Annotated in this window: 25 protein-coding genes and 1 pseudogene; 16 read left to right on the top strand and 10 right to left on the bottom strand. The window is 29.7% G+C overall.

Annotation, left to right across the window (positions count from 1 at the left end):
• Positions 1–43 precede the first annotated feature (43 nt).
• The 3 genes from QNK89_RS06880 to QNK89_RS06870 all read left to right on the top strand — a co-directional run bounded on the left by QNK89_RS06880 (position 44) and on the right by QNK89_RS06870 (position 3,283).
• Complete coding sequence (locus QNK89_RS06880) at positions 44–1,861, top strand: TonB-dependent receptor (protein ID WP_340170281.1); 1,818 nt, start codon at positions 44–46, stop codon at positions 1,859–1,861.
• A gap of 67 nt (positions 1,862–1,928) precedes the next feature.
• Complete coding sequence (locus QNK89_RS06875) at positions 1,929–2,780, top strand: cupin-like domain-containing protein (protein ID WP_340170280.1); 852 nt, start codon at positions 1,929–1,931, stop codon at positions 2,778–2,780.
• Positions 2,781–2,878: 98 nt separating this feature from the next.
• Entirely contained in the window at positions 2,879–3,283 is a 405-nt protein-coding gene (locus tag QNK89_RS06870; RefSeq protein ID WP_340170290.1) for a DUF6646 family protein, read from the top strand.
• A gap of 63 nt (positions 3,284–3,346) precedes the next feature.
• Here QNK89_RS06870 and QNK89_RS06865 read toward each other — a convergent pair whose 3' ends face one another.
• Entirely contained in the window at positions 3,347–3,817 is a 471-nt protein-coding gene (locus QNK89_RS06865; RefSeq protein ID WP_340170279.1) for a regulatory protein RecX, read from the bottom strand.
• 169 nt (positions 3,818–3,986) lie between these two features.
• On the opposite strand from QNK89_RS06865, the gene QNK89_RS06860 reads away from it, so the two are divergent.
• Complete coding sequence (locus QNK89_RS06860) at positions 3,987–4,151, top strand: hypothetical protein (RefSeq protein WP_340170278.1); 165 nt, start codon at positions 3,987–3,989, stop codon at positions 4,149–4,151.
• A 34-nt stretch (positions 4,152–4,185) separates the two neighbouring features.
• A complete protein-coding gene (locus QNK89_RS06855) occupies positions 4,186–4,497 on the top strand; it encodes a T9SS type A sorting domain-containing protein (RefSeq protein WP_340170277.1) in 312 nt (103 codons plus the stop codon).
• Positions 4,498–4,505: 8 nt separating this feature from the next.
• Here QNK89_RS06855 and QNK89_RS06850 read toward each other — a convergent pair whose 3' ends face one another.
• The 4 genes from QNK89_RS06850 to gdhA form a co-directional block, all read right to left on the bottom strand.
• Positions 4,506–6,935 carry a TonB-dependent receptor gene (locus QNK89_RS06850; protein ID WP_340170276.1) on the bottom strand — a complete coding sequence of 810 codons (2,430 nt, stop codon included), beginning with the start codon at positions 6,933–6,935 and terminating at the stop codon, positions 4,506–4,508.
• Positions 6,919–7,635, bottom strand: a complete 717-nt coding sequence (gene recO, locus QNK89_RS06845; protein WP_340170275.1) for a DNA repair protein RecO — start codon at positions 7,633–7,635, stop codon at positions 6,919–6,921. Before recO ends, QNK89_RS06850 begins: the two co-directional genes overlap by 17 nt.
• Positions 7,635–9,983 carry an ABC transporter substrate-binding protein gene (locus QNK89_RS06840; protein WP_340170274.1) on the bottom strand — a complete coding sequence of 783 codons (2,349 nt, stop codon included), beginning with the start codon at positions 9,981–9,983 and terminating at the stop codon, positions 7,635–7,637. The genes recO and QNK89_RS06840 overlap by 1 nt, the downstream gene beginning before the upstream one ends.
• Positions 9,984–10,086: 103 nt before the next feature.
• Entirely contained in the window at positions 10,087–11,430 is a 1,344-nt protein-coding gene (gene gdhA, locus QNK89_RS06835) for an NADP-specific glutamate dehydrogenase (protein WP_340170273.1), read from the bottom strand.
• 254 nt (positions 11,431–11,684) lie between these two features.
• Here gdhA and QNK89_RS06830 point away from each other — a divergent pair, with 254 nt between their 5' ends.
• Positions 11,685–12,437: a glutamate dehydrogenase gene (locus QNK89_RS06830; RefSeq protein WP_340170272.1), complete on the top strand. Its 753-nt coding sequence runs from the start codon at positions 11,685–11,687 to the stop codon at positions 12,435–12,437.
• A gap of 8 nt (positions 12,438–12,445) precedes the next feature.
• On the opposite strand, the gene QNK89_RS06825 is transcribed toward QNK89_RS06830, so the two are convergent.
• Positions 12,446–14,263 (bottom strand): sulfatase-like hydrolase/transferase, encoded by a 1,818-nt coding sequence (locus QNK89_RS06825; RefSeq protein ID WP_340170271.1) that lies wholly within the window; start codon positions 14,261–14,263, stop codon positions 12,446–12,448.
• Positions 14,264–14,772: 509 nt separating this feature from the next.
• Positions 14,773–15,911 (bottom strand): annotated as a pseudogene (locus tag QNK89_RS06820) (PLP-dependent aspartate aminotransferase family protein).
• Positions 15,912–16,016: 105 nt separating this feature from the next.
• On the opposite strand from QNK89_RS06820, the gene QNK89_RS06815 reads away from it, so the two are divergent.
• Positions 16,017–16,760 (top strand): DUF4163 domain-containing protein, encoded by a 744-nt coding sequence (locus QNK89_RS06815; RefSeq protein WP_340170270.1) that lies wholly within the window; start codon positions 16,017–16,019, stop codon positions 16,758–16,760.
• Here the strand turns inward: QNK89_RS06815 and QNK89_RS06810 are convergent.
• The gene (locus tag QNK89_RS06810; protein WP_340170269.1) at positions 16,749–17,213 is read right to left on the bottom strand and encodes a DinB family protein; all 465 of its coding nucleotides are present in this window, start codon (positions 17,211–17,213) and stop codon (positions 16,749–16,751) included. The genes QNK89_RS06815 and QNK89_RS06810 overlap by 12 nt on opposite strands.
• 105 nt (positions 17,214–17,318) lie before the next feature.
• Here QNK89_RS06810 and QNK89_RS06805 point away from each other — a divergent pair, with 105 nt between their 5' ends.
• Together QNK89_RS06805 and QNK89_RS06800 are read left to right on the top strand one after the other, a co-directional pair.
• The gene (locus QNK89_RS06805; RefSeq protein ID WP_340170268.1) at positions 17,319–17,678 is read left to right on the top strand and encodes an ArsC/Spx/MgsR family protein; all 360 of its coding nucleotides are present in this window, start codon (positions 17,319–17,321) and stop codon (positions 17,676–17,678) included.
• The gene (locus tag QNK89_RS06800) at positions 17,668–18,567 is read left to right on the top strand and encodes a DMT family transporter (protein WP_340170267.1); all 900 of its coding nucleotides are present in this window, start codon (positions 17,668–17,670) and stop codon (positions 18,565–18,567) included. The genes QNK89_RS06805 and QNK89_RS06800 overlap by 11 nt, the downstream gene beginning before the upstream one ends.
• On the opposite strand, the gene QNK89_RS06795 is transcribed toward QNK89_RS06800, so the two are convergent.
• Positions 18,556–19,035: an acyl-CoA thioesterase gene (locus QNK89_RS06795; RefSeq protein ID WP_340170266.1), complete on the bottom strand. Its 480-nt coding sequence runs from the start codon at positions 19,033–19,035 to the stop codon at positions 18,556–18,558. The two genes, QNK89_RS06800 and QNK89_RS06795, sit on opposite strands and share 12 nt — an antisense overlap.
• A gap of 81 nt (positions 19,036–19,116) precedes the next feature.
• On the opposite strand from QNK89_RS06795, the gene QNK89_RS06790 reads away from it, so the two are divergent.
• The 5 genes from QNK89_RS06790 to QNK89_RS06770 all read left to right on the top strand — a co-directional run bounded on the left by QNK89_RS06790 (position 19,117) and on the right by QNK89_RS06770 (position 22,893).
• Positions 19,117–19,977 (top strand): YicC/YloC family endoribonuclease, encoded by an 861-nt coding sequence (locus tag QNK89_RS06790; protein WP_340170265.1) that lies wholly within the window; start codon positions 19,117–19,119, stop codon positions 19,975–19,977.
• A gap of 1 nt (position 19,978) precedes the next feature.
• Entirely contained in the window at positions 19,979–20,557 is a 579-nt protein-coding gene (gene gmk / locus QNK89_RS06785; protein ID WP_340170264.1) for a guanylate kinase, read from the top strand.
• Positions 20,558–20,572: 15 nt separating this feature from the next.
• On the top strand, positions 20,573–21,151 hold the full coding sequence (nadD, locus tag QNK89_RS06780; protein WP_340170263.1) for a nicotinate (nicotinamide) nucleotide adenylyltransferase: 579 nt from the start codon (positions 20,573–20,575) through the stop codon (positions 21,149–21,151).
• A gap of 309 nt (positions 21,152–21,460) precedes the next feature.
• Complete coding sequence (locus QNK89_RS06775; RefSeq protein WP_340170262.1) at positions 21,461–21,796, top strand: hypothetical protein; 336 nt, start codon at positions 21,461–21,463, stop codon at positions 21,794–21,796.
• 503 nt (positions 21,797–22,299) lie between these two features.
• Positions 22,300–22,893: a hypothetical protein gene (locus QNK89_RS06770; RefSeq protein WP_340170261.1), complete on the top strand. Its 594-nt coding sequence runs from the start codon at positions 22,300–22,302 to the stop codon at positions 22,891–22,893.
• Positions 22,894–23,083: 190 nt separating this feature from the next.
• Here the strand turns inward: QNK89_RS06770 and QNK89_RS06765 are convergent, their stop codons facing one another.
• A complete protein-coding gene (locus QNK89_RS06765; RefSeq protein WP_340170260.1) occupies positions 23,084–23,674 on the bottom strand; it encodes a carboxymuconolactone decarboxylase family protein in 591 nt (196 codons plus the stop codon).
• A 57-nt stretch (positions 23,675–23,731) separates the two neighbouring features.
• On the opposite strand from QNK89_RS06765, the gene QNK89_RS06760 reads away from it, so the two are divergent.
• On the top strand, positions 23,732–24,160 hold the full coding sequence (locus tag QNK89_RS06760; RefSeq protein ID WP_340170259.1) for an OsmC family protein: 429 nt from the start codon (positions 23,732–23,734) through the stop codon (positions 24,158–24,160).
• A 40-nt stretch (positions 24,161–24,200) separates the two neighbouring features.
• Positions 24,201–25,892, top strand: coding sequence for a single-stranded-DNA-specific exonuclease RecJ (gene recJ, locus QNK89_RS06755; RefSeq protein WP_340170258.1), 1,692 nt, complete (start codon positions 24,201–24,203; stop codon positions 25,890–25,892).
• Positions 25,893–26,251: the final 359 nt, after the last annotated feature.

Raw genomic sequence — 26,251 nt, 5'->3', positions numbered from 1 at the left:
GTTACGAATTTTGACACGTTATATAACACCAATATATTTTATTATGAAAATAAATCTTTCAACAATTTTGCTTGTTATTTTTACTTTGGCTACACAAGCTCAAGAGTTGCCATTTCAACAATTAGATTCTGTAATAATTTCATCTACAAGAATAGATTTACCTTTTAAAGAAAACTCAAGAACAATTACAATTATTACTTCTTTAGATATTAAAAATGCAGCTGCAACTAACGTTGCCGATTTATTACAACAAGTTACAGGTGTAGATATTAGACGTCGTGGAACTGGTGGTAGTCAGGCCGATTTACAAATAAGAGGTGGTGGTTTTGATCAAACTTTATTACTTATCGATGGCATAAAAATGGATGATGCACAAACAGGCCACCATACCATGAATGCTGCACTACCAATAGAAGTTATAGAGCGTATAGAAATAATTAAAGGTCCTGCTGCTAGAATTTTTGGACAAAATGCATTTACAGGAGCTATTAATATAGTTACTAAAAAAAGCTTAGATAATTCCGTTTCTGTAAACCTAGAAACAGGATCATTTAATCAATTAAATGGCTCTGTTACCATTGGTACAGAATTAGAAAACTCATCTCATATTATACATATTGGAAAGTTAACTTCTGAAGGCTATAGAAACAACTCAGATTATGATAATTCAAATTATTTTTTAAAGAGTACTTTCAATAAGAAACTACAACCAATAGAATTAATCGCAACTTTTTTTGATAGGAAATTTGGTGCAGAGAATTTTTACACAACCAATCCTACTTTTAATGAATACGAAGAAACCCAAAACTGTTTAATAGGTTTTACTACTACTTTCAAAACAGAAAAATTTAAAATTAAACCACGTGTGTATTGGAAACGTAATCAAGATCTGTTTCTGTTAAAAAGAGAAGATCCTTCTTTTTTTAGAAATTTACATATTACAGACAAAATGGGAGCAGAAGTAAACGCTTCTTATACCTCAAAATCTGGTGTTACTGGTTTTGGTGTGGATGTCTCAAAAATTCACCTAAGAAGTAATAATTTAGGAAACCGAAACAGGTTTATGGCTAACCTCTTTTTAGAACATAAGTTTAAATTACTAGATAATAGATTAGACATAACTCCAGGTGTTGCTGTAACTTACTTTTCAGATTTTAAATTTAACGCCTTTCCAGGAATAGACATAGGATACAAAATAAACAATACTATAAAAATATATGGAAACGTTGGTTATACCTATAGAATACCTACATACACAGATTTGTTTTATAATGATTTTAGAACTTCTGGGAATGAAAACTTAGAGCCAGAAGATGCCTTTGGTCAAGAAATTGGCTTTAAGTATACTACAAATAATTTTTCAACCTCCTTAGCACTTTTTAATAGAGACGCTAAAAATTTAATAGATTATATTAGACCAAGCGCTACCGAAACTATTTATATTGCTACAAATATAGCAGAGGTAAATACCAAAGGTTTAGAGTTTGATACTTCTTACAATTTTAAAGTTGGCTCCTATAACCAAACTTTAGCTTTTGGTTATGCTTTTTTAGAAGACAATATTTTAGACCAAAACAAAGAGTTGTCTCGTTACTCGTTAAATACGTTAAAACATCAATTTACAACACGTTTTAGCAGTCAATTATTTAAAAACGTAAGACAAAATATAATATACAAACATGCCGAACGTACTACGGGACAAAGTTATAATGTTTGGGATGCCTCGTTAATTTTTACTTTAAAAAAGTTAGAGTTTTCTGCAACAGTAAGTAATATTTTTGATGCAGATTATATAGAAACTGGTTTTACACCTATGCCACCAAGTAATGTACTATTTGGTTTACGCTATAATTTTAACTAAACAGTAATACAAACAATAACATTACATTTGGTAGCGTTTTATTAACTTTGACTTTTAAATTTTTAATTTGAAATTAAACTTAGATAACATACCAAGAGTTAAAACTATAACGAAGCAGAAGTTTATTAAAAATTATTTTAAACCTCAAAAACCTGTTATTATAGAGCAATTTATTGTCGATTGGCCAGCGTATACAAAATGGAATCTTGAGTATATAAGGCAAGTTGCTGGAGAAAAAACCGTACCTCTTTATGACGACAGACCTGTAGATTATAAGGACAGTTTTAACGAACCACATGCAAAAATGAAAATGGCAGACTATATAGATTTGCTAAAACGAGAACCCACTAAATTTAGAATTTTTCTTTGGAATATTTTAAAAGAAGTACCACAGCTTCAAAAAGATTTTAAATTCCCAGATTTTGGATTACGCTTAATGAAAGGACTACCAATGTTGTTTTTTGGAGGTACAAACTCGCATACTTTTATGCACTATGACCTTGATTTAGCAAACATTTTTCATTTTCATTTTGAAGGTAAAAAACAAATCATATTATTCAATCAAGAACAAAACAAATACCTCTATAAAATACCACATTCATTAATTGTTAGAGAAGATATCGATTTCTCAAATCCAGACTTTAAAGAATGGCCAGCATTACTAAATGCTAAAGGTTGGGAGTGCGAACTTAACCATGGAGAGGTTTTGTATATGCCAGAAGGTTTTTGGCATTACATGCGCTATATTACACCAGGATTCTCCATGAGTTTACGTGCAATACCTAGGCAACCAAAAAACTTGGCAAAAGCTATTTATAATTTAATTGTAATGCGTAGTTTTAACAACGTTATGAGACGTATAAAAGGTCAAAAATGGATAGACTGGAAAAATGCTCAAGCAATTAAGAATACTAAATAAAATAAAAGATGAAAAAAATACTATTTGTATTAGCAATTTTAAGTGTATCGTTAATAAACGCGCAAGTTTTTGATGGTAAAGGAGACTAAAAATTTCAAATTGGTGGTAATTTTCAAGATTTTGCTTTTGGAATTAATATAAGTTATGATTATGGTCTAGGTGAAAACATTTCTGTAGGTGTATCTTCTACTTACGGACTAAATGTTAAAAATAACGATATCCTTAATGCGAAATTTGGAGACCGTTTTGATATTAAAGCACATTTTAATGCTAACTTAGATAACGTAATTAATATAGATGATAATTTTGATGTTTATCCTGGTTTAAGTTTAAGCACAAAAAACTTTGGAGGTCATTTAGGTTTTAGATACTTATTTACAGATGGTTTTGGAGTTTACACAGAATTAAATACACCATTAGCAAAATATAAAGAGAAACCTATTGGGCGTGAAAACATAAACAACCAATTTACAATAAGTTTAGGAGCAGTTTTTAACCTATAATAGAAGCTTACAACACACAAAAAAGCCTTTCAGAATTAAACTGAAAGGCTTTTTTGTGTGTTATTATTTTATTAGCTCATTTGCCTTATCGTATACCAAATAGGACTCCCAACCTCTGTATAATAAATAGTCAACTAATTTTTTTTTCTTTTTAAATTTATTAGTTTCAAGAATCGATTCAAACTTCTTTTCAGCTAAAGCATTAAAAACTTCTAAATACTCATATTCAGGTATTTCATTAAGCGCTGCTTTTAAATTAACTGTCGAGATGTCTTTCTTTTTTAATTCTAATCTTAAACGATAGCGTCCCCATTTTTTTATTCTAAACTTGCCACTAACAAAAATTTTAGCAAAGCGTTCTTCATTTAGAAAATTGTGCTTTAATAGGTGTACAATAATAATATCGATAGCCTCAGGTATCATACCCATACTTTTTAACTTTTGCCTTACTTCTTTATGGCAACGTTCTTGGTAAGCACAATAATGCTCTAACTTTTTTTGAGCTTCTGTAACAGTATAAGTTTTTTTAAGCATTAAATAACTTTAATTTTTACTATAAATAAATTCTAAAAAGACACCATTTAATGTTAAATAATAATAGTTAATCTAAAAAAAAGAGGCGTTTAGCGAATATAATCTTAAGATTTTGATTAAATAAATAAAAGAAAATACTTTTGTATAAAAAACGCACATAATATTGATTATGAAGAAGATAAAATTACTTTTAATATTGCTTTTTGTTTTTAATTTTGGGTTTGCTCAAATTTACCAGCATGACTTTGGTACAGCTACAATTTCTACACATCCTTACAATACAGCTCCAGGAATTCTAGATGTAAACTTAACAAGTTCAAGGGTTAATACATAATTTATCTAATTCTGATTATAGTTTTACTTCTGAGGTGGGAGATTTTTCAGAACGCTTTGAAATTGTATTTACTAACAATACTTTAAGTGTGGATAGTTATGAAACTATTTCTAATAATTTATCAATTATAGAGCTTCAAAATAACAATGTAAAATTCACTTACAAAGGAGATTCGACTATTAAGTCAATAAAAATAATAGACGTGTTAGGGAGAGAGCTTTACAATTTTAAAGGAACAAAAAAAGTAGAAATATTTAATCTTTCAAACCTAAGTAGTGCAGCTTATATTGCACAAATTGAACTGTCAAATGATAAATTAATTAGTAAGAAAGCATTAAAAAATTAGGAGAATTATTATAAACTATATTTTAGTGCAACTATTAAATTTCTTCCTGGTGCAGATATTCCTGAAGAATAGGTTCTGTAACGTTGGTCTGTTATATTCTCTAAACTAGCAGTAATACTTGTAGATTTATTTAGTTGATATTGCATTCTAAAATTTAAAGTATACCATGATGGTGAGTAAGGATCTCCATTACTATCTAAAGCGTATAGGTAGGACTTAGAACGTTCTGAAGGTGCTAATTGATTAAAAGACAACTCTCCATTATAATTAATAAAAGCATCTGCTTTTAATGATTTGTTTTGCCAAACTAGGTGTGTATTTCCAAAATTTGGAGATACATGCCTAACAGGTACCTCCAATCCATCAGTTTGCTCTGTACCACCAACAATATTATATTGAGAGGTTAACTTCAGTCTTTCGCTAAAATTAATTTTTGCTCCAATCTCAAAACCATAAATCCAAGATTTTGTGACGTTTTGAATAGACTGTACATTACTTAATTCGCCATCATAAAATATCTCGCTCTCTCCATTTAAATCGTCATCTCGTCTGTCCAATGCATTATCAAGATATGTGTAATAAGTTGTTGTATCTAATAATAAAACATCACTAAAATTTAAAATTAAACCTAATTCGCCTCCATAAGCGTGTTCAGGACTTAAATCGTTATTTGGTACTACAACTGAACCTGGCTCAGAGTCAAACACCTTGCCAATATCGTCTATATTTGGTGCTCTAAAAGCAGACGAGAAATTAAGTTTCCATTGTAATAATTTACTTGGAGACCAACTCACTCCTGCAGTTCCTGTAAATGCACTAGAATTGTTATTTGCTTCTGTAAAAGGTAGGTTTAAAAAGGAATTATTTTTCGAAAAATCAGCTTTTGATACTACATTATTGTAACGTAATCCTGTTTGAAAAATAAGGTTATTACTTGGTTTGTATTTTAAACTTGTATAAACAGCAGCAGATTGCCACGTTGATCCATCTGGATATCTAGATACTGTAGGATCTATTGCATTTGTTATTATGTTTTGTTGAGACCCATCAGAATATATTGTGTTATGTACATATTCTAAACCATAAAAAAGTTTTGTTTTTTTTGTAATGGATTTCTCTAAATCTAAATTAAATGAAAAGGCATCTACACTTTCTTCTCTTATATTTCTAATTTCAGATTGAAAATGACGATCAATTCTACTTTCTTTAAAATTTTGATAAGCTACTGTAGCTTTTACTTTATCATAGAGATTAGAATTACTGCTAAGCTTAGTAACATTTAAATTAGTCATGAACCATTTTTGTGGCCCATAATACCACTTAGCATATCTTAAATTATCTCCATTGTAGCGTATTAACCTATCGTATCTTGGTGTATTAGAAGTTGCTGTATAAAAGACTCCTAAGTCAAAATTTAAATTTTCTTCAGCTTCATATCTTGCTTTTTGCATGATATTAAATTGATTATACCCTGAAAATTTTTGAATGTTTGGGTTGTTATTTTCTATTATAACATCTTCATTATTATTTGTAATAACATACTCAGGTCTTAAATAATCTTTAGGATCATGACTTCCCATTCTTAAATCTCTAAAGTCTGTAAAACTTGCGTTTGTTATAAATGCCCATTTTTTAAATCCATAATTAACGCCTACATGAGCTGTTTTCTCTTGAGAGGCTGAAGCATATCTCAAGACTGCGTTTGTTTTTATAAAAGTTGAGTCTGTGTAAGATAATTTTGGTGTTTTAGTATAAAAACTCATAACGCCACCAATTGCATCGCTTCCATAAATTACATTTCCTGCTCCTAAAGACACCTCTATATTTTGTATGGAAAATGGATCTATAGATATTACATTTTGTATGTTTCCGCCTCTAAAAATAGCATTATTCATCCTAACTCCATCTACTGTAATTAGCAATCTATTTGTAGAAAAACCTCTTATTATTGGGCTTCCTCCTCCTAATTGGCTTTTTTGTATGTAAACTTGACCAGAAGATTTTAGAAGGTCTGCGCTTGTTTGTGGATTTTCGAATGTAATTTCACTAGCACTAATACTAGATATTTTTCTTGGAATATCTCTTTTGCTTTCTTTAAATTTTGATGCTGAAATTACAATTTCTTCTAATCCTTGTGCCTTAGGATTTAATTGTACTTTATTATTGGAAATTAATGATTTTGAAACCGAAAATAACGTGTAAGAAATATGCTTAAAATATAAAATCTCTGAGGCCTCAAAAACCTCTAAATTAGCTTTACCGTAAAAGTCTGTAATAATACTTTTAGATTTTAATTTATTATAAATAGCAACACCTATTATTGGGTCTTGAGTACTATTGTTTACTACTACTATTTCTTGTGATTCTACAAAAAAACTTGAGCAAAAAAGCAGAAGAAAAACGAGAATATACTTACTATTTTTAACTAAAAACGTCATTAAATATTTGTAGTGATTTTGGCTTTCTGAAATTACCCAAATGTAATTCAAAATACATTAAAATAAGGCTTAAAAAAGATTGTCTTTGTTTGGCATTTATTTTAGCTGTTTCTAAAGCATCAAATGTTGTGCCTAAAAGCTGTTTTAATAATGTTAAATTTTCACCTGAAATCGAATATTTACTCTGCATGTTTTCTTGAAACTTTCCGTCTTCTAAATTAAAGTAAGGCGCTCTAATTTTTGACATATCTGGATAAAATCCTATATGTTTCGTTAAGTTTAACAGGAATAATAAATGAAAGTTTGCAAATTTTTCTTGAGTATCTAGCCATTGTAAAGTGGCTTCTAAATAATGATATAAAGTATCATTTTGCTCTTCTTCTTGAAGGGAACTCGAAAGTACTTCAGCTAAAAACATAACAATAGCTCCTTTTAAAACATTTGTATGTAGTGAGGAATAGAGATGATTAACTTTTACTTCTTTTATATATTGAAGTGACCTTGAAGGTTTAGTATCTGTTACTATTTGAAGTTGTGTTAATAGTTGATAATAAGCAGTTTTAGATCCTTTTTTAGATTTTAATACTCCTTTTAATAAATAACTTACTATACCTTCTTTTTGGGTGTAACATTTAATTATTAAGTCGTTATCTCGATATTTAATTTTAGATAAAACAATGGCATTTGTAGTTAACAACATTATCTCACTACCATTAATTTTAGAACTTTAGTTTCAAAAGAATCTAAGTCTGAAATCATAACCATATAAACACCTGTTGCTACTATTCTATTAGACATGTTTTTTCCATTCCATAATGCAGTACCTCCATCTATTTCTAAGTTATTACCACTAAACTTCTTGTTTGTTCTTGTTTCTGCCTCTGTAACTAAATTACCTTCTATATCTGTAATTTTAATATTTACATTTCCAGTAATACCTTTAATTTTAATTTTTTCATCGTTAATATTAAAATTAGGCCTTACAGGATTTGGATATACATAAGCTTCATTTAGATCGCTATCTGGAACAGAAGTTTCACTGTTAAAAGAAACAAGACCTTTATCTGTAGCAATGTATACTATACCATTAGTTTCGTCTAAGGCAATATCTAAAACATTGTTAGATGGAATTGGTGAATTGTTTGTAGTGAAATGATAAATATTATCTTGTGCATCTGATGAGAAATAATAAGCACCTGTATTTAATGTTGCTACCCATTTATTATTTGCTCCATCCACCTCTATATCTGTTACAAATTGTTGAAACAATAATTCTCTAGCTATACCGTCATCTAGAATTATAATTTCTGATGGGTTGTAATTTGGGTTTTCAAAGAACGCTTCGGTATCATAAATAACCCTTAGGCCTTTTCCTGTTCCCAACCAAATATGGTTTTGTTTATCTACTTTTACAGACCTAACTGTAGGTGATGGTAAATTTTGTTCTTCGGATTGGATATTCTTAATTTCTCCTGTTTCTGGTTTGTAACCAATAATCCCTTTTCTATGGCCTCCAACCCAAACTATATCATCTTGATCTACAGCTATAGATCCGTAACCAATCTCTGTATTTTTATCTAAAATTATCTCGCTAAAATCATAAGATCTCCATTCTCCTGTTTCTAAATTAAAAGATTTTAAAGGGCTTGTTGTTCTAGCATTAGTACACCATAAAATATTATTATGATCTAATACTGAACCTGCATTTCTAATATCAATTCCATTAGCCCAAGAAGATACAAAACTACTATTATCTGGAGTATATATAACGGTAGGATCATCGTCTTCAACCTCTATTAAACCATGAACAAAAGAACTAATATAAACTTTATCCGAATTAAATGGATCAACATGTATTTTGTTTAGGTTTACTGCATCAAAAACACTATCAAAAGGAACATTTACCCATTCTTCACCTTTTAAATGGCTAAACCCTCTCTTTCTTAAGGGCCACGGGTTATATGAAATAGTATAATCACCATAAGTCATCCACACATTATTAGCTACTGCTGCTATTGTAAATGCATTATTTGAAAGCGGGCATGATGGGTGAATCTCTTCTATTTCAGTTAAATCTGATAGACTCGTTTTTAATATTCCAAATCCTGATTTGTTGTTTACAAATACACCTTGTGTACCAATAAAAATATTGTTTTCTGCATTCATTATTGCAGAAGTGAAGTTGGTAGAATAATCTTCAAAGGAAGGTATTACTGCAAATTCACTAAAAGGCTCTGTTGTATATAAAAAAACACTATTTGGAATGGTAACTAAAAGCTTATTATTTGATTCTCTTAAATCTTGTATTAATCCACTATAAGTTATTCTTAAAACAATAGAGTTATCCACTAATTCATACAATCTATTAGCACTCCTAGCAATAAATATTTTTTCACCTATAGACTCTATTTTTACCCAATTTGCTCCTCCTGTTTGCAGCCATTGTTGATAATCTATTAAATTTGGGTTATCTACTTCAGCTTGATACAATCCACTTGCACTTGCTGCATAAATATTATTTTGAAAAACAGTAGTTTGGTTTACTTTTAGTTGAGAACCATTTGGGCCAAAAAAATATGTGTCACCAAATTCTAGCGCATTAATATCATAAACTGAAATTCCATAATTTGTAGAAATGTACGCAAAACCATTATATATATTAAAATGGTTTATTCTTTTATCTGTTGGTGGTATTGAAGGTTTATCTAGGATGTCAACAACACTTCTTATTTCTTGACTAGATTCTATGTAAACTTGTATTAAACCGTTTTCAAAACCAATTAATAACAGGTTATTTTCTTCAACATAATGAATAGTAGAAATAGTCTCACCAGACAAACCATTAATTGTTGTTAATTCATCTAATTCATTAGTCTGCGTGTCATAAATAAAAACTGCGTTTTCACCTGCTGCAAATATTTTTGATGAGCCTTGCGAAATATCTTTTATATCTAGGTAAGCAAAATAGCCTTTCCAATCTCTAGTATAATCTTGAGAATAGATTGTTATTGGAAATAATAGTAATAATAATAAGTATTTAATTTTCATAGCTTGTAATTACCTCTAAATAACGTAGAATATTGCAAAAATATATACAAAAACTAAAAAAGCTTCCATTTTAGGGAGCTTTTTTAATTATTTACTAATTTATTTATACTACTCCTTGAGCTAGCATAGCATCTGCTACTTTAACAAAACCAGCAACATTTGCTCCTTTAACGTAATCTATGGTTCCATCTTCTTGTGTTCCGTAAGTAACACAAGACTCATGAATATCATTCATAATTTGATAAAGTTTAGCGTCTACTTCTTCTCTTGTCCAATTATATCTTAAAGAGTTTTGGCTCATCTCTAATCCTGATGTAGCAACACCTCCAGCATTAGATGCCTTTCCTGGAGAAAATAGCACTTTTGCTTTTTGAAATGCTTCAATAGCTTCTGGTGTAGTTGGCATATTTGCACCTTCTGCTATAACTATTACTTTATTATTGATTAAAGCTTCTGCTTCTGCTTTGTTTAATTCGTTTTGAGTTGCACATGGCATAGCTACATCACAATTAACACTCCACGGTCTTTCTCCTTTAAAGAATTTAGCCGAAGAATAAGTGTCTAAATATTCACTAATTCTTCCTCTCTTTACGTTTTTAATGTCCATAATACATGCTAATTTCTCAGCATCTATTCCGCTCTCATCATATATATAACCTGAAGAGTCTGACATAGTAACAACTTTACCACCTAATTCTGTAGCTTTCTCACAAGCATATTGCGCTACGTTTCCAGAACCAGAAATAACAACTATTTTTCCTTTAAAAGAATCGTTTTTTGTTGCTAACATATTTTTAGCAAAATAAACAGTTCCATATCCTGTTGCTTCTGGTCTTATTAAAGAACCTCCATAACTCAAGCCTTTACCTGTTAAAACTCCAGTAAATTCGTTTCTCAATCTTTTGTATTGCCCAAACATGTATCCTATTTCGCGACCACCAACTCCTATATCTCCTGCTGGCACATCTGTATTGGCTCCAATATGACGAAATAACTCTGACATAAAAGACTGGCAAAAACGCATTACCTCATTATCGCTCTTTCCTTTTGGATTAAAATCACTTCCTCCTTTACCACCACCCATTGGTAATGTTGTAAGAGAATTTTTAAATACTTGTTCGAAGCCTAGAAACTTAAGAATACTTAAATTTACAGATGGGTGAAAACGTAAACCTCCTTTATAAGGACCTATAGCAGAGTTAAATTCTACTCTAAATGCTCTGTTTACTTGTGTTTCTCCTTTATCGTCTATCCAAGGAACTCTAAATATTATTGTGCGTTCTGGCTCTACCATACGCTCTAATAACATTTTTCCTTGATATTTAGGGTTTTGTTCAATAAAAGGAATTACAGTCTCTGCAACCTCATGGACAGCTTGTAAAAATTCCGGTTCATGACCGTTTTTCTCTTTAACTAAATCTAAAAATGCTTGAATTTTATTTTCCATTCTAATGGTAAATTATATTTTTAATAAAAATGTTGTTTCAATTGTACTACAAATATACATTATCTTTAAAAATAACCTTTATTTTATTTAAATTCGCAGATACATTTTATTTAATTAATAATAAATATTCTGCATTTCAATATTAGTTGTATGCTCAATAATATTTGTTAATTAAACGCTTATAAAACTTTAACATAAATATGCTTAACGCCAAATAACTAGCTAGGCTAATTATTATAGTTCTTTCTACTCAAATGTCTTTTGCTCAATTAGGGTTTTCGCATGAAGTAGACGTAATAACAGGACCTGTTGCTTTTAAATCTGATTTTGGATTAAGAAGTGAATTTGAAACTAATGCAGGAAATACTGGTTTTGGAATTGGTATTGTACACTATATAAACTTTGCTTATGGAGCAGATTGTAATTGTTATACAACAGATAATTTTTTTAATGATCATTTTAAGTTAAGAACTGAAATATCTTACAACAAAACAAAACTTGAGCACTTTGGGAAATTTGTTGCACCTGAGAGAACAAGTATTGAATCTCAAAGATTAAGAGAGCATAAAGGTGAAGTTAATAATTTTGATATTGGAATGCAATTAGAATACTTCCCTTTAAGTATTAGGAGTTTTCAAGCTAGTGCTTATAAGCTTGCTCCTTTTGTGAGTTTTGGTGCTTATTTTGTTTCATTTAATCCTAAGGTTAGTACTACTTTTGGAAGTGGAAATGTTACAAATATGTCTAATTTTTACAGTCAATGGTACGCAATTAATCCTGCTATTCATGAAGTTCCAATAGATGCTAGTTCTGGAAGCACTTGGTCTTTAGTGTCTAGTATTGGTGTACGTTATAAAATTGCACCTTCTGCAGATTTAATGCTCGATTTACGTGGGCAATACTACTTTAGCGATTGGGTAGACGGCTTAAACCATGATTTAAAATACAATAAGTATAATGATTGGTTAGTGTGGTTAAACTTTGGTTATATTTATTACCTAGATTAATTTTTTTATTAAAAATCCCAATCATCTGCATAAATACCGAAGATGTAATCCATTTCATACTTTACAACATAATCTGCACTTATTTCGTTAAAGTCTTCTATGTTATATAAGTAAACTTTTATTCCGTTCTGTTTTAATTCTTTTATCAAATCTATTTCCTTAGACAGATTATATCTAGAAAGTGCCACATCTGTTATTCCTTGGGCTTTGAATTTAGCTACCACATCTTCAGGTTTAAAGCTTAATAAAACACGTTGTGAAGGCATAGAAGATTTTATTTTACACGCTAGGCCTTCTATAACTGCCTCCCATGTAAATAACTCCATAATTAAGCGATCTTTATCAATAAAACTATTAGAAAATGCTCTTGGAGTATTTATTTTATCTGTAATTAATATTGCGTCTTTATTTAGTTTAAACCAATCGTTTATACTTTCCATATCTAACGGTGTATATTTAGATTGAATTTTATATTGCAAAAAGTCTTGGTGAGTAGGTGGAAGACTTCCTTTAAAACCTGTTCTTTCTGCCCATTCTCCCCAATAATGCACAGCTACAAATTTATTATCACTTGTTTTTCTTATATCTAATTCAAAGAGTCTAAAACCTTTTTTATAATTATGGTTTAGTGCCTCTAGTGAATTAGTATATGTTTGATTATCTATAGCACCACCTGCATGAGCAATAAATCTTATAGTATCTTTTATATAAGAATTATAGTGCTTTGTTTTTATTGGCACAAGGTATGGTTCATTTTTTAAGCGTGAAAAACCAGAAAGATTTAAAGTGGTTAATTGAGTAATATTATTATCTATATATAAGTTTTTGTCTATATCAATATAATCTGTAAGAAACTTCGCATTATGTTTTACCTCTGCTCCATCTAATATTAATTTTGGTAAGTCTATTTGAAAAAAAATATTGTTTTTATAAGGAGCTATAACTTGAGTAGGCGCATTGGTTAACAAAAAAAGTCCTCGCTCTCCAGTATCTTCAAAAATAGTATCGCTTCCCATTTTTAGATGATCTGGAAATATATAGACAACAGTGTCTTCTAAAAAATTTTCAGTTTTAAGAAATGTTAAAAAATCATTTACTAAATAATCTGTAGCAGAAACCATAAATTCTAAGTCTGTTTCTTGTGGTGGAAGATTAGCCTCCATTCTATCATCATAAACACCGTTAGGGAAATGAGTACTTAAAGTAGACATAACTAAAGTAAATGGTTTATCTGTTGTTTTACTTTGTCTTAATCTTTGCTTGGCTAATTCAAAAACATCTTTATCTTTAATTTTTCTATTTAAATTTTTTTGATCAATAATTTCATCTATTTCTAGTGCATAAAGCATCTCGTTTGTTCCAGATACTTCCGCATTATCGGTTATATAAATTAAATCATGATTTGTTTGTTTTAAAACATGAGTTATACCTGTAATACTTGAGCTATAGCTAGTTTGAAAAATACTATTTGCTTCTGTACCAAAAAAAGCAGGAAAACCAGTTATAGCAGTATAAAGCGATCCACTCGTCCAGCTACTTCCTTGGTTTTGATTTAAATTTAAATAAGACCAATTTATACTATCTGCTTTTAAAGCTCTAAGATTGGGAGTTAATTTGGCATGTTTATCACTAAAGTATCCTTTTTCAAAAGACTCTAAACTTATAATTATAATATTCTTTTTTGCTTCTCCAACAACCAAGTTTTCTGGTTTAACATAATCTTGCATGTTAAGCTTGCTCAACTCTTTATTAAAATCTTCATGATTTACATTAAGGTTTTTTAATAACGTATAACCATCATGTATAACACCAGTTTTAAATGTCATTATTAAAACTGAAATAATTATTCCAAATACCTTTAAAACTTTTACTGTTGAAAGCTTGATTTTTAATACTGTCCTTATAGAATTTATTATAATTTGCGATTTATAATAAAAAATAAATAATAGCACAAATAGAATCAATATATAAACCATCTCAAGAGCAAACAGATCTTTCATTCCAAGAACGTCTCGAGTGTTAAAATGTATAATAAAACTGTAACTAATAAATGTTCTTGTTATATAAAAAGAGAGTATTTGGAGTACAGATATTATGCTAAATATAAAGGCTGAAATTTTTCTTAAAGACTTATGTTTAATTAAAGAAGCCATTAAAAAAAAAGCGCCTATTAAGGCTACTAAATTAAGAAGTAAAAATTTAGCATTAAAAAAACCAAAAAGAACTATAATTACATTCATTAAAATAGATGGGTGAGCAAAACTAAAGCTAATTTAATAAAAACAAAATAGCTTTAGCACAACGCATTTACTATTTTAAATAAACATATAGATTTCTAACCTAAAGCCTGTTTTAAATCGTTAATCAAATCTTCTTCATCTTCTATACCAACACTTAATCTAATTAAAGAGTCTACAACACCAGTTTTCTCACGTTCTACTTTTGGTATACTTGCATGTGTCATGCTAGCTGGATGGCCAGCTAAAGATTCTACACCACCTAGAGATTCTGCTAAAGTAAAAATTCTGAGTTTTCAACCATTTTAATGGCTTCATTATAATTGTTTACTTTAGTTGTAAAGGACAACATACCTCCAAAATCTTTCATTTGCGATTTAGCAATACTATGGTTTGGATTATTCTCGAAATCTGGCCAATATACATTTTCAACTTTTGGATGAGAAGCCAGATAGTTTGCTACAGCTTTACAGTTTTCGCAATGACGTTGCATTCTTACATGAAGTGTTTTTATTCCTCTTAATGCTAAAAAAGAATCTTGAGGACCACAAATTGCATCACCAGCATTTTGTATAAAATATAGTTTATTTGCTAATTCTTTATTTTTAACAATAAGTGCTCCCATTACCAAATCGCTATGACCACCAATATATTTAGTAGCAGAATGCATTACAATATCTGCTCCTAGATCTAAAGGTTGTTGTAAATAAGGAGTAGCAAATGTGTTATCTACAGCTAATAAAACAGCATTCTTTTTTGCGATTTTAGCTACTGCTTTTATATCAATAATATTTAGCATTGGGTTTGTAGGTGTTTCTACCCAAATCAACTTCGTATTTTTATTTACAAAACGTTCTATATTTCCAGCATTCTCCATTCCTACAAAATGAAACTTAATCCCAAAACCTTCAAAAATAGAAGTAAATAAGCGATAAGTTCCTCCATATAAATCGTTTGTAGAAATTACCTCATCTCCAGGTTTTAAAAGCTTCATAACGGCATCAATAGCTGCTAATCCAGATCCAAATGCTAAACCAAATTCGCCATTTTCAATACTAGCAAATGCATTTTATAAAGCTTGACGTGTTGGGTTATGTGTTCTAGAATACTCAAATCCTTTGTGTCCTCCTGGAGTTGTTTGTGCATAAGTAGAGGTTTGGTATATTGGAGGCATTATAGCTCCATAAGCTGGATCTAATTGTTGCTTAACATGAATAGTTTTAGTGTTAAACTTCATAAAAATTAAATTATAATTGAACTAAAAATAACTTTCAGTTTTTTTGATTACAACAAAAATAGCCTTTAATTCGTTTTATTAAAATTGTATTAAAACCTTTAGTCAATGTTTAAGAGTTACTTTTCTAGATTATTAATAATTTTTAGCCTTATACTTTTTACAAGCCTCTTTTTTTCTTGTAAAGATGATGTAGCTCTTGATTTTTCTGAAATCTCAATTATAGAGCAACAAGAGACCACTATCGAAATAAATATCCCTAAGGCTGAAGGTAAAACAGAAACTGCAAAAAAAATTAATAATAGCCTCTCACAATTTGTAAACAAATCGCTTAATATCGAAGCCGTTTCTAATACTAAATCTAGTATAGAAGAAAGTATTCTAGCTTTTAAAAAAGCATATAAAGATTTTAAAATACAAATTGGTAAAACATTGTATACAAATTTACCACCTTGGGAAGTTTTAATTGATGGTGAAATAATATACAAAAGCGAAACCTTAGCTTCTATAGCCATGAGCTCTAGTATTAATACTGGTGGAGCGCATAGTAATTTAGTTTTTAAGTTTTATAATTTTGATATTAAAACTGGAAGAGAATTAGAGACTAAAGACTTAATTAATGATGTCTCTGCATTTACTATTCTAGGTGAAAAATACTATAATAGAGAATTGCTTTCTGCAAACAATAAGCGTATTGAAGCTTTTGAAAACGACACATTTAAGCTTCCTGAAAACCTTGGTTTTAGCGAAGATGGTGTGATTTTTTTCTACGATACTTTTAACTCTGCAGCTAATAATGTTGTAGAGTTTACCATTCCATATACGGTTGCAAATAGCTATTTAAACTTTTAAAGCTCGTAATAAAGCTAAAATATAACCTGCATGCATGCCTTCATGAATAAGTGAAAATTGTATGGCTTGATTAACATTAGTAAGAGTATTCCCTGTTGTTGACAAGGTATACTCGTTATAAGTACTAAAGACTTTAGAACTAAAATCTGCATTTGTATGCTCTATTGTAGAAAATGCCAGCTTTTTTAATTCGTCTACTTCTGCTTGTGTAGCTTTACCATCTGGTTTTGTTCCTTTTTTATACTTTTCTATAAGTGCTTCGCTAACATTTGGCTTTAAACCAGATAGTTTATAAACCAGAATTTGCTCTGTAACTATACTATGTCCAATATTCCAGATAATATTATTATTAAACCCTTTTGGTATCGCATTTAATTGCGCTAGAGACAACTCTTCTAAATATGCTTTAAAAAAGCCTCTTGTTTTTAAAAAAACATCGAAAGTAAAATCCATAATTCAAATTTTTTATAAATATAGTAGAATCTATTTCAAATGAATTTAATTTGCAGTGTTAAAAATTAGATTTTCGTTTACACGGAAAAAAACACCTTTATTTCGATGACTAATATCTTTTATTATTTAAAATCCTGTAGTACGTGTATTCGTATATTAAAAGAACTCGATTTACCTGCAGAAGTAGTACTTCAAAACATTAAAACTGAAGCTATAACTGAAGTGCAGATTGATAAGATGAAAGAACTTGCAGGAAGTTATGAAGCACTCTTTAGTAAAAGAGCAACTTTATATAAGCAACGCTATTTAAAAAATAAGACGTTAACAGAAACAGATTATAGAAACCTAATTCTAGAGCACTACACCTTTTTAAGCAGGCCAGTTTTTATCTTAAATAATAAAATCTATGTAGGAAACTCAAAACAGAATATTGAATCTGTTAAAAATGCCTTAAATGAAGACTAGGTATTGGGCACTTATTGCCGCATTTTTAGTGCAACTTTTGTATGGTTTAAATTTTACTTATGCAAAAGATGTTATGGCTGGAGGCTACATGAAACCCTTTGGTTTTATATTATTACGTGTTGCTGGAGCGACAGCCTTATTTTGGATATTTAGTTTTATAGGTCCTAAAGAAAAAATAGAAAGTAAAGATTATTTAACATTTTTCTATGCAGCAGTTTTTGGTGTAACAATAAATATGCTTTGTTTTTTTAAAGGCCTAGAGTTTACAACTCCAATACATGCCTCTGTTATTATGATAACTACACCAATTATTGTATTGGTTTTATCTTCGTTTTACTTAAAAGAACGTGTTACTACATTAAAGGTTTTTGGTGTTATTCTTGGTTTTGCAGGCGCTTTAGTATTAAGTATATATGGTAAATCAAATTTAGAAGGAGACAATGTTCTACTTGGTAACCTGTTTGTTTTTATTAATGCAATCTCCTATAGTATATATATAATAATTGTAAAAAAATTAACCTATAAATACCATCCATTTACATTTATACGCTGGTTATTTTTATTTAGTTTAATATTAATTATCCCTTTTGGTTATAGTGAGTTAGTAGCAACTCAATTTTCAACATTTACACCATACATCACATTTTCTGTACTTTTTGTAGTTGTAGGTGCTACTTTTGGAACTTATCTACTAAACCCTTTAGCACTTAGAAGTTTAAAGGCTTCTACAGTTACAACGTTTATATATATACAACCTGTAATTGCAGGTATATTTGCAATAATTATGGGTAGCGACAGTATTACACCTGTAAAATTAATAGCGTCTACTTTAATATTTGGAGGTGTGTATTTGGTAACTAAAAAACCAAAAGAAGCACTAAAGGGATAAATTTTTAGGTTTACGACCGTTAGCTCTTGTGTCTTCTTTAGTTAGTGTTTTATAATCTTCGGTTTTTGGGAATTTATCTGCTAGATCCATTAATGCTTTTGGCAAATGAGTCATCTTTCTCGCTTTTAAATCTATCCACGCACCAAACATTTCACAAAAAGCTATATTTTCTTCTTTATGGTTATAAAAATTATGGTCGAACTTAAAAAAAGTACCATCTTCACTCAAGCCTGAAACCTCTAAAGAAACCGTAATTGGCTGTCCCATAAACGCTTCTTTAAAATAATGCATATGCTCGTAAAAGACTACTGGCCCAATATTATGGATTGCCAACTCTTTCATGGTAAAACCAAATTCCATTAAAAAAGCCATTCTAGTATGACTCATAAAGTTTGTGTATGCAGAATTTGCTAAATGCCTGTTTGCATCAACATCACTCCAACGTATTTCGAACTGTTTTTTGTACATTTAATAAGATCTTTAAATGCAAAAATACTGTTTTCTAAGGATTCTGTTTTCATTATATTTGCACAACTTTATACATTATTTATGATTCATTCAATGACGGGTTATGGTAAATCTGTTTTACAATTACCAACAAAAAAAATTACAATTGAGCTAAAATCGCTTAATAGCAAAAATCTAGATTTGAATGCTAGAATGCCTTCAATTTACAGAGAAAAAGAACTTTCTATACGTAAATTAATGGCCAAAGAATTAGATCGTGGAAAAATAGACTTTTCTATTTATGTTGAAGCTACTGCAGAAGACACATCGACTAAAATTAACACTTCAGTTGTAAAACAATACATGCAACAATTACGCGAGTTATTAAGCGTAAGTAATGATCAAGAGTTACTAAAAATGGCAGTTCGTTTCCCAGACGCTTTAAATACAGAACGTGAAGAAATTGACAATAACGAGTGGAAACACATTGAAGCTGAAATTAATGTAGCCATTAAAGCTATTAAAGCTTACCGTTTAGATGAAGGTAGTGTTCTTGAAGCAGATTTTAAAAACCGAGTAACTTCCATAGAAAACTTATTAGAACAAGTAATTACTATAGATCCAGACCGAGTTGAAGGAGTTAGAGAGCGCTTAAAAAAAGGTGTAGAAGACCTTAAGGAAAAATACGATGAAAACCGTTTTGAACAAGAACTGGTTTATTACATAGAGAAGTTTGATATTACCGAAGAGAAAGTACGTTTAAAAAACCACTTAGATTATTTTATAGAAACACTAAACTCTAGCGATTCTAATGGAAAAAAATTGGCTTTTATTGGTCAAGAAATGGGACGCGAGATTAACACTATAGGCTCTAAAAGTAATTATGCACCAATGCAACAATTAGTTGTGCAAATGAAAGACGAATTAGAAAAAATTAAAGAACAATTACTAAACGTTTTATAAAATGGCACAAGGCAAACTAATAGTATTCTCTGCACCATCTGGTTCTGGAAAAACCACCATAGTTAGACATTTATTAAAACAAGAACAGCTTAATTTAGCGTTTTCTATTTCTGCAACCTCTCGAGAAAAACGTGGTACAGAAGTACATGCTGAAGACTACTACTTTATGTCTGCAAGTGCTTTTAAACAGCATATAAAAGATGATGATTTTCTAGAATGGGAAGAAGTTTATAGAGATAATTTTTATGGCACACTAAAAACAGAAGTAGAAAGACTTTGGGCTTTAGGTAAGAATGTTATTTTCGATATTGATGTATCTGGAGGTTTACGTATTAAACGTAAATTCACAGAACAAACTTTAGCCATTTTTGTTAAACCTCCAAGTATAGACGAACTTAAAATTAGACTAAAAAACAGAAAAACAGAAAGCGACGATAAAATAAACATGAGAGTCGCTAAAGCAAGTGCAGAACTTGCAACTGCTCCACTTTTTGATGTCATTATTGAAAATGATAATTTAGAAAAAGCATTAAAAGAAGCAGAAAACACTATTGTAAGTTTTTTAAATACTAAAAAGTAATACGATACTATTAACATGAACATTGGTCTTTATTTTGGCTCCTTTAACCCAATACATATTGGGCATTTAATAATTGCCAATCAATTAGTAGAAAATAGCGACCTAGATCAAATATGGTTTGTAGTAACACCACACAATCCATTTAAAAAGAAAAGTACTTTATTAGATAATTTTCAGCGTTTAGAAATGGTATATCTAGCTACTAAAGACTATTCAAAATTAAAAGAAAGTAATATTGAGTTTAATTTACGACAACCTAACCATACTATAAATACACTTACCTATTTACAAGAAAAACATCCAGAATATGCGTTTTCTTTAATTATGGGCGAAGATAATTTAAAGAGTTTCCATAAATGGAAAAACTACGAAGTTATCCTTGAAAATCACCATATTTATATTTATCCTAGAATTTCTGAAGGCACAATTGACACACAATTTACAAGTCACCCAAAAATTCATAAAGTAGAAGCTCCTATTATTGAAATCTCTTCAACTTTGGTAAGAAATGCAATTAAAAAAGGTAAAAATGTTAAACCATTACTTCCAGAAAATGTATGGAAATATTTGGACGAGATGAATTTTTATAAATAAGATCTAATAACCTTTTTTACAAAAAAGCCTCGCTATTACTTTTAACATACATCAAGTATAAATACCTGTTTTCGATGAAATACATAAACGTTTACATAAAAAATTTGTGTAACTAGTTTTTTTTTTGGTTTACAAAGTATTCAATATTAGTTTAAGAATTAAGAAGCCTTAAATTAATAGAGAATAGGTTGCAACTAAATAACTTGCGCAAGTTTATTTTAAAATTCCTAGCTTCTTAAAATGCTTCTTAACTTCTTAATTTTATTAACCAGCCAGTTAAAAAATAAAACTGGCTTAAACTTTTAAATTATGAAAAAATTAAAGAAATTTTTTAGAGTGTTTGCTGTTGTATTGATTGTTGCAAACTTCTTAAGTTGCACAAACGAAAATGAAATTAATAATCAAGAAATCACAGAAAATCAAAAAAATGAAAACGTTTTGAAAATATTTTATGATGCTGAATTTTCTTTTGGAGAGGTAATTGAATTAAAAAATGAAAATTTGATTATTAAAGAGGTAATAATTAATAACTACCCAAAACGAAGAGGATATATTACAATACACAAATTAAACAATACATTAATGTATCTTGCTGATATTGATCAGGAAAAATTAGAAATAGTAGGCATAGATTATTTTAAGTAATTTTCAAATTAATAAGAATGGTAAAAGTATTTTAAACACAGATATTACTAATGATATCAAAGGATACGCATCATCTAGTAATCAAAAAAAAATCTGGGGATGGACTTGTGGCCCAACATATCCAATAGGAGAAGGAACATGTAATAGAAATTGTTGCTACAGAGTTTTGGGTATTGTTACAAATTGTGATGTTTTTACTTGTTCAAACCTTCCAGGAAACAACCCTACTATTGAGTCATAATTATTAAATATTACTCTACATTTAATTCAAATAAATGTAGAGTAATTTATATCATTTAAAAATGAAAAAATCTTTAATTCTACTTGTTATTTTATTTTACTGTTTTAAATCTTTTTCTCAAAATATAATAGTTGTTGATTCATTAACTAAAGAGCCTATCTCTTTTTCAATAATAAAATTCAACAAAAAGGGCTTTTATACCTCTCAAAACGGTGAATTTGATTTAAACAAACTAAAAAATGATTGATTTGAGATAAATTCATTGGGTTTTAAAAAAAGAGTATTAAGAACTACAATTGTTAAAGACACTATATTTTTATCAACTGAAATTAATCTATTAGAAGAAGTCTTATTACAGAAAAAGACAGTTTTTAAAGAACTTAAATTATTAAGAAGCCCAAAAATATTTAGCTCATCGGTACTTCAACCAAGGACAGAAATACTAGCAGCTATATATCCATCAAATAAAGTTGAGAATTTTTATATAGATAAAATTAATATTGGATTTGCAAAAGTTAAAGAAAAAAAGAAATTAAAAGATAGTAATATTAAAGCTTATGTTAGACTACATATTTACGAAATTGAGAATGAAAAACCATCAAATCAAATCTATTGTAGTAAACCACTCGATGTTAATTCATTTGAAAAAGATGAAATATCTGTTGATATTTCAAATAATTTCATAAAATTAAATCCTATTGGTACTTATATTGGGATTGAATTAATTGGATATTATGACAAAACTAAAGAGATAGAATTGAATCCTATTATCAGACTTTGTTTACAAATAAACGAAACGATTTTTTTTCTTCGGAAACGTTTATTAAATATATATTTAAAGACGAAACAAACATAGTTGCAGTAAATGATTTATTGAAAAAAGGAATATCAAAAAGAAAAGAATTTAAAAGAAACTTAAATATTGGGATGACCCTAAGTAAATAGCCTACAGACCATGTTTATAAAAAATGGCACTATCTCTAGCAAGGTTATATACTTATATACCCTAAAGTGTAGAACTCTAAAAACCTAATAATTCAAGCAATCTAAACATGCTTCCCAACCTCAAAACCATGTTTTCCAAGATATTGATTTCCGCTATCAATTGCATCGCTTTCAAGAGTCGTTCCCATAGAGTCGTTCCATCGGTTTAAGTATCCAAATAAAGAAATAACACCTAACATTTCTACAATTTCACCTTCTGTCCAATGCTCATGTAAACGTTTTTGTATATCTGCATCAACCGCATTTGGCACTTGCGAAGCAGCTAAAGAAAAATCTAATGCAGCACGTTCAGCTTCATTAAAAGCAGCATGTGTTCTGTATTCCCAAATATTATCTAGTTGTTCTTGCTCTGCTCCGTAACGCTCTGCTGCTCTTATAGCATGTGCTTGACAATAACGACAACCTGTTGCATTACTAGAAACCCAAGCTATCATGCGCTTTAGGGCAGAAGTAACTTTACCTTCATTAGCCATAACAGCCATATTTAAGTTTATAAAAGCTTTTGAAATTGCAGGTCTGCGTTGCATTGTTAATACAGAATTTGGACAAAAGCCTAAAGTTTCATTAAAAAACTCTGCAAGTTTTTTAGTTTCTAAATCGTGTTCGGCATCTAAAGGTGTTACTAGTGGCATAAGTTTAGTTTTTAAATAGTATTTTTGGAAGTATCAATAAACAAAAAATTATTCAATATGTCACATAAAGTAACATCTGTTTGGAAAGAAAGCATGATTTTCGAAAGCGACAATCCTAATGGTTATATGTTTAATTTAGGTCAGTCTGAAAATACTAACGACCCTTACAAACCTTTAGGTCCTAAAGCTGTAATGTTGTCTTCTTTAGCTGCTTGTTCTGGTTTAGATGTGGTGTCCATTGCAGAAAAAATGAAAACCACATTTGACGATTTAAAAATTGAAGTTGAAGCTGAGCTTACAGAAGAGCATCCAAAAACATACCATGCAGTTTCTGTAGATTATCATTTTTATGGCAGCAATTTAGATGAAAAAAAGATAACTAAAGCAGTAGATCTTTCTATAGAAAAGTACTGTGGTGTTATGGAAATGTTTCGCCAGTTTTCTAAAGTAAAAACTGCTATTCATTTTCACAATAACTATATATAGAGTTCTTGAAAGCAACTTTTAACTATTCACTTTCTACAAAATGCGCTGGACACTAAAACCAAAACCAAATCTTGAAAAAGTAAATTTTTTGCAGCATGCTCTTCAAATTGAAGAATCTATTGCCGTTCTTCTTGTACAAAGAGGAATAGAAACTTACGAGCAAGCAAAAGATTTTTTTAGGCCAAGTTTAAAAGATTTACATGATCCTTTTTTAATGAAGGATATGAAAAAAGCAGTCTCACGTATTGAAAAAGCTATACAAAAAAACGAAAACATTTTAGTTTATGGTGATTACGATGTAGATGGAACTACAGCTGTTTCTCTAATGAGTTCGTATTTAAAAAGCGACTATCCTAACGTTGCAACTTACATTCCAGATCGCTATGGTGAAGGTTACGGTATTTCTTTTCAAGGCATCGATTTTGCTGAAGACAATAATTTTACGCTAATTATCGCGCTCGATTGTGGAATAAAAGCAATAGATAAAATTGCATATGCTCAAGAAAAAAACATCGATTTTATTATTTGCGATCACCACAGGCCAGGAGAAAACGTGCCGAATGCAGTTGCTGTTTTAGACCCAAAACAAAACGATTGTAAGTATCCATATAAAGAGCTTTGTGGTTGTGGTGTAGGTTTTAAATTAATACAAGCATTAGCTTCAAAAAAAGGAAAAACTATTGAAGGTTTAGTAGAATATTTAGATTTGGTTGCCACTGCAATAGGTGCAGATATTGTACCAATAACTGGTGAAAATAGAATTCTAGCTTATTTTGGTTTACAAGTTATAAATGAAAAACCACGCGCAGGATTTAAAGCGATAATAAATCAAATTAAAAAAGAAACACTTACCATTACAGATGTTGTGTTTGTAATTGCACCAAGAATAAATGCAGCTGGCAGAATGAAACATGGCCAATATGCAGTAGATTTATTAACAGAAACTAACGTAAAAACAGCAGAAGTTTACGCTAAAGAAATTGAAGATTTTAATACAGATAGACGCGAAGCAGATAAGCAAATTACTATTGAAGCACTAAAACAAATTGAAGATAATAACGAAAAAGAACGCGTAACTTCTGTTGTTTACCAAGAAGATTGGCATAAAGGTGTTATTGGTATTGTTGCTAGTAGATTAATAGAAACACATTACAGACCAACTTTAGTATTTACAAAAAGTGGCAACAAATTAGCAGCATCTGCACGTTCTGTAAAAGGTTTCGATGTTTATAATGCATTACAAGCGTGTTCAGAATTTATCGAGCAATTTGGTGGCCACAAATACGCAGCTGGCCTAACACTTAAAGAAGAAAATTATGAAGCCTTTAAACAAAAGTTTGAAGACGTAGTAGAAAAAACCATAGACAAAAGACTTTTAACACCCGAAATTAGTATAGATAATCAAATAATACTTAAAGAAATTATTCCTAAATTCTATCGTATTTTAAGTCAGTTTGCACCTTTTGGACCTGGAAACATGTCTCCAATTTTTATGAGTGATGCTCTTAAAGATACTGGATATGGTAAATGTGTAGGTGAAGACGATAAACATCTTCGTATTACTGTAAAACAAACTAATAGTGATAAAATAGTATGCATTGGTTTTGGTTTAGGAGACAAGCTAAACTTGATTAAAGATAAGAAACCATTTAAAGCTGCTTATTCTATAGATGAAAATGAATGGCAAGGAAATGTGAGTTTACAGTTAAAACTGCGAGATATTAAAGAATAGTATAAGATGTATATATTTCTATACATATGAAGCAAAAAATTACTCTATTTTTTATTTCTCTACAATAGTATTTATTACTATAATCTTGCACTAGATCTAATCTTAAAGACTGTATTAAATATCTTAAAATTATAGTAAATTTAAATTAATAAAGAAAAACTAAAATAAGGAACTAGGTTATTTTACATTTGTAAAGAAACCAAAAATAGAGTCCTCTCGTGTTAAAAAACGAACCAACTCTACTTATCATGAAAACCAAAAACGATCCTTACGCTGCACTACGTTATAAAGAATTTAATATTTTTTTATTCATGCGTTTTTTATTGGTTTTTGCTTGGTCTATGCAATTTATAGTTATA

Source organism: Lacinutrix sp., assembly GCF_037625555.1.
Classification (GTDB): domain Bacteria; phylum Bacteroidota; class Bacteroidia; order Flavobacteriales; family Flavobacteriaceae; genus Lacinutrix.
Note: the sequence above shows the minus strand (reverse complement) of the source record. Positions and strands in the feature narration are given on the sequence as shown.

Excerpts from the sequence above, each read along its gene's own strand:
- QNK89_RS06880 (WP_340170281.1), top strand. The coding sequence starts at position 44 with ATGAAAATAAATCTTTCAACAATTTTGCTTGTTATTTTTACTTTGGCT.
- QNK89_RS06865 (WP_340170279.1), bottom strand. The coding sequence starts at position 3,817 with ATGCTTAAAAAAACTTATACTGTTACAGAAGCTCAAAAAAAGTTAGAG.
- QNK89_RS06860 (WP_340170278.1), top strand. The coding sequence starts at position 3,987 with ATGAAGAAGATAAAATTACTTTTAATATTGCTTTTTGTTTTTAATTTT.
- QNK89_RS06850 (WP_340170276.1), bottom strand. The coding sequence starts at position 6,935 with ATGACGTTTTTAGTTAAAAATAGTAAGTATATTCTCGTTTTTCTTCTG.
- recO (WP_340170275.1), bottom strand. The coding sequence starts at position 7,635 with ATGTTGTTAACTACAAATGCCATTGTTTTATCTAAAATTAAATATCGA.
- QNK89_RS06840 (WP_340170274.1), bottom strand. The coding sequence starts at position 9,983 with ATGAAAATTAAATACTTATTATTATTACTATTATTTCCAATAACAATC.
- gdhA (WP_340170273.1), bottom strand. The coding sequence starts at position 11,430 with ATGGAAAATAAAATTCAAGCATTTTTAGATTTAGTTAAAGAGAAAAAC.
- QNK89_RS06830 (WP_340170272.1), top strand. The coding sequence starts at position 11,685 with ATGTCTTTTGCTCAATTAGGGTTTTCGCATGAAGTAGACGTAATAACA.
- QNK89_RS06825 (WP_340170271.1), bottom strand. The coding sequence starts at position 14,263 with ATGACATTTAAAACTGGTGTTATACATGATGGTTATACGTTATTAAAA.
- QNK89_RS06815 (WP_340170270.1), top strand. The coding sequence starts at position 16,017 with ATGTTTAAGAGTTACTTTTCTAGATTATTAATAATTTTTAGCCTTATA.
- QNK89_RS06810 (WP_340170269.1), bottom strand. The coding sequence starts at position 17,213 with ATGGATTTTACTTTCGATGTTTTTTTAAAAACAAGAGGCTTTTTTAAA.
- QNK89_RS06805 (WP_340170268.1), top strand. The coding sequence starts at position 17,319 with ATGACTAATATCTTTTATTATTTAAAATCCTGTAGTACGTGTATTCGT.
- QNK89_RS06800 (WP_340170267.1), top strand. The coding sequence starts at position 17,668 with ATGAAGACTAGGTATTGGGCACTTATTGCCGCATTTTTAGTGCAACTT.
- QNK89_RS06795 (WP_340170266.1), bottom strand. The coding sequence starts at position 19,035 with ATGTACAAAAAACAGTTCGAAATACGTTGGAGTGATGTTGATGCAAAC.
- QNK89_RS06790 (WP_340170265.1), top strand. The coding sequence starts at position 19,117 with ATGATTCATTCAATGACGGGTTATGGTAAATCTGTTTTACAATTACCA.
- gmk (WP_340170264.1), top strand. The coding sequence starts at position 19,979 with ATGGCACAAGGCAAACTAATAGTATTCTCTGCACCATCTGGTTCTGGA.
- nadD (WP_340170263.1), top strand. The coding sequence starts at position 20,573 with ATGAACATTGGTCTTTATTTTGGCTCCTTTAACCCAATACATATTGGG.
- QNK89_RS06775 (WP_340170262.1), top strand. The coding sequence starts at position 21,461 with ATGAAAAAATTAAAGAAATTTTTTAGAGTGTTTGCTGTTGTATTGATT.
- QNK89_RS06765 (WP_340170260.1), bottom strand. The coding sequence starts at position 23,674 with ATGCCACTAGTAACACCTTTAGATGCCGAACACGATTTAGAAACTAAA.
- QNK89_RS06760 (WP_340170259.1), top strand. The coding sequence starts at position 23,732 with ATGTCACATAAAGTAACATCTGTTTGGAAAGAAAGCATGATTTTCGAA.
- recJ (WP_340170258.1), top strand. The coding sequence starts at position 24,201 with ATGCGCTGGACACTAAAACCAAAACCAAATCTTGAAAAAGTAAATTTT.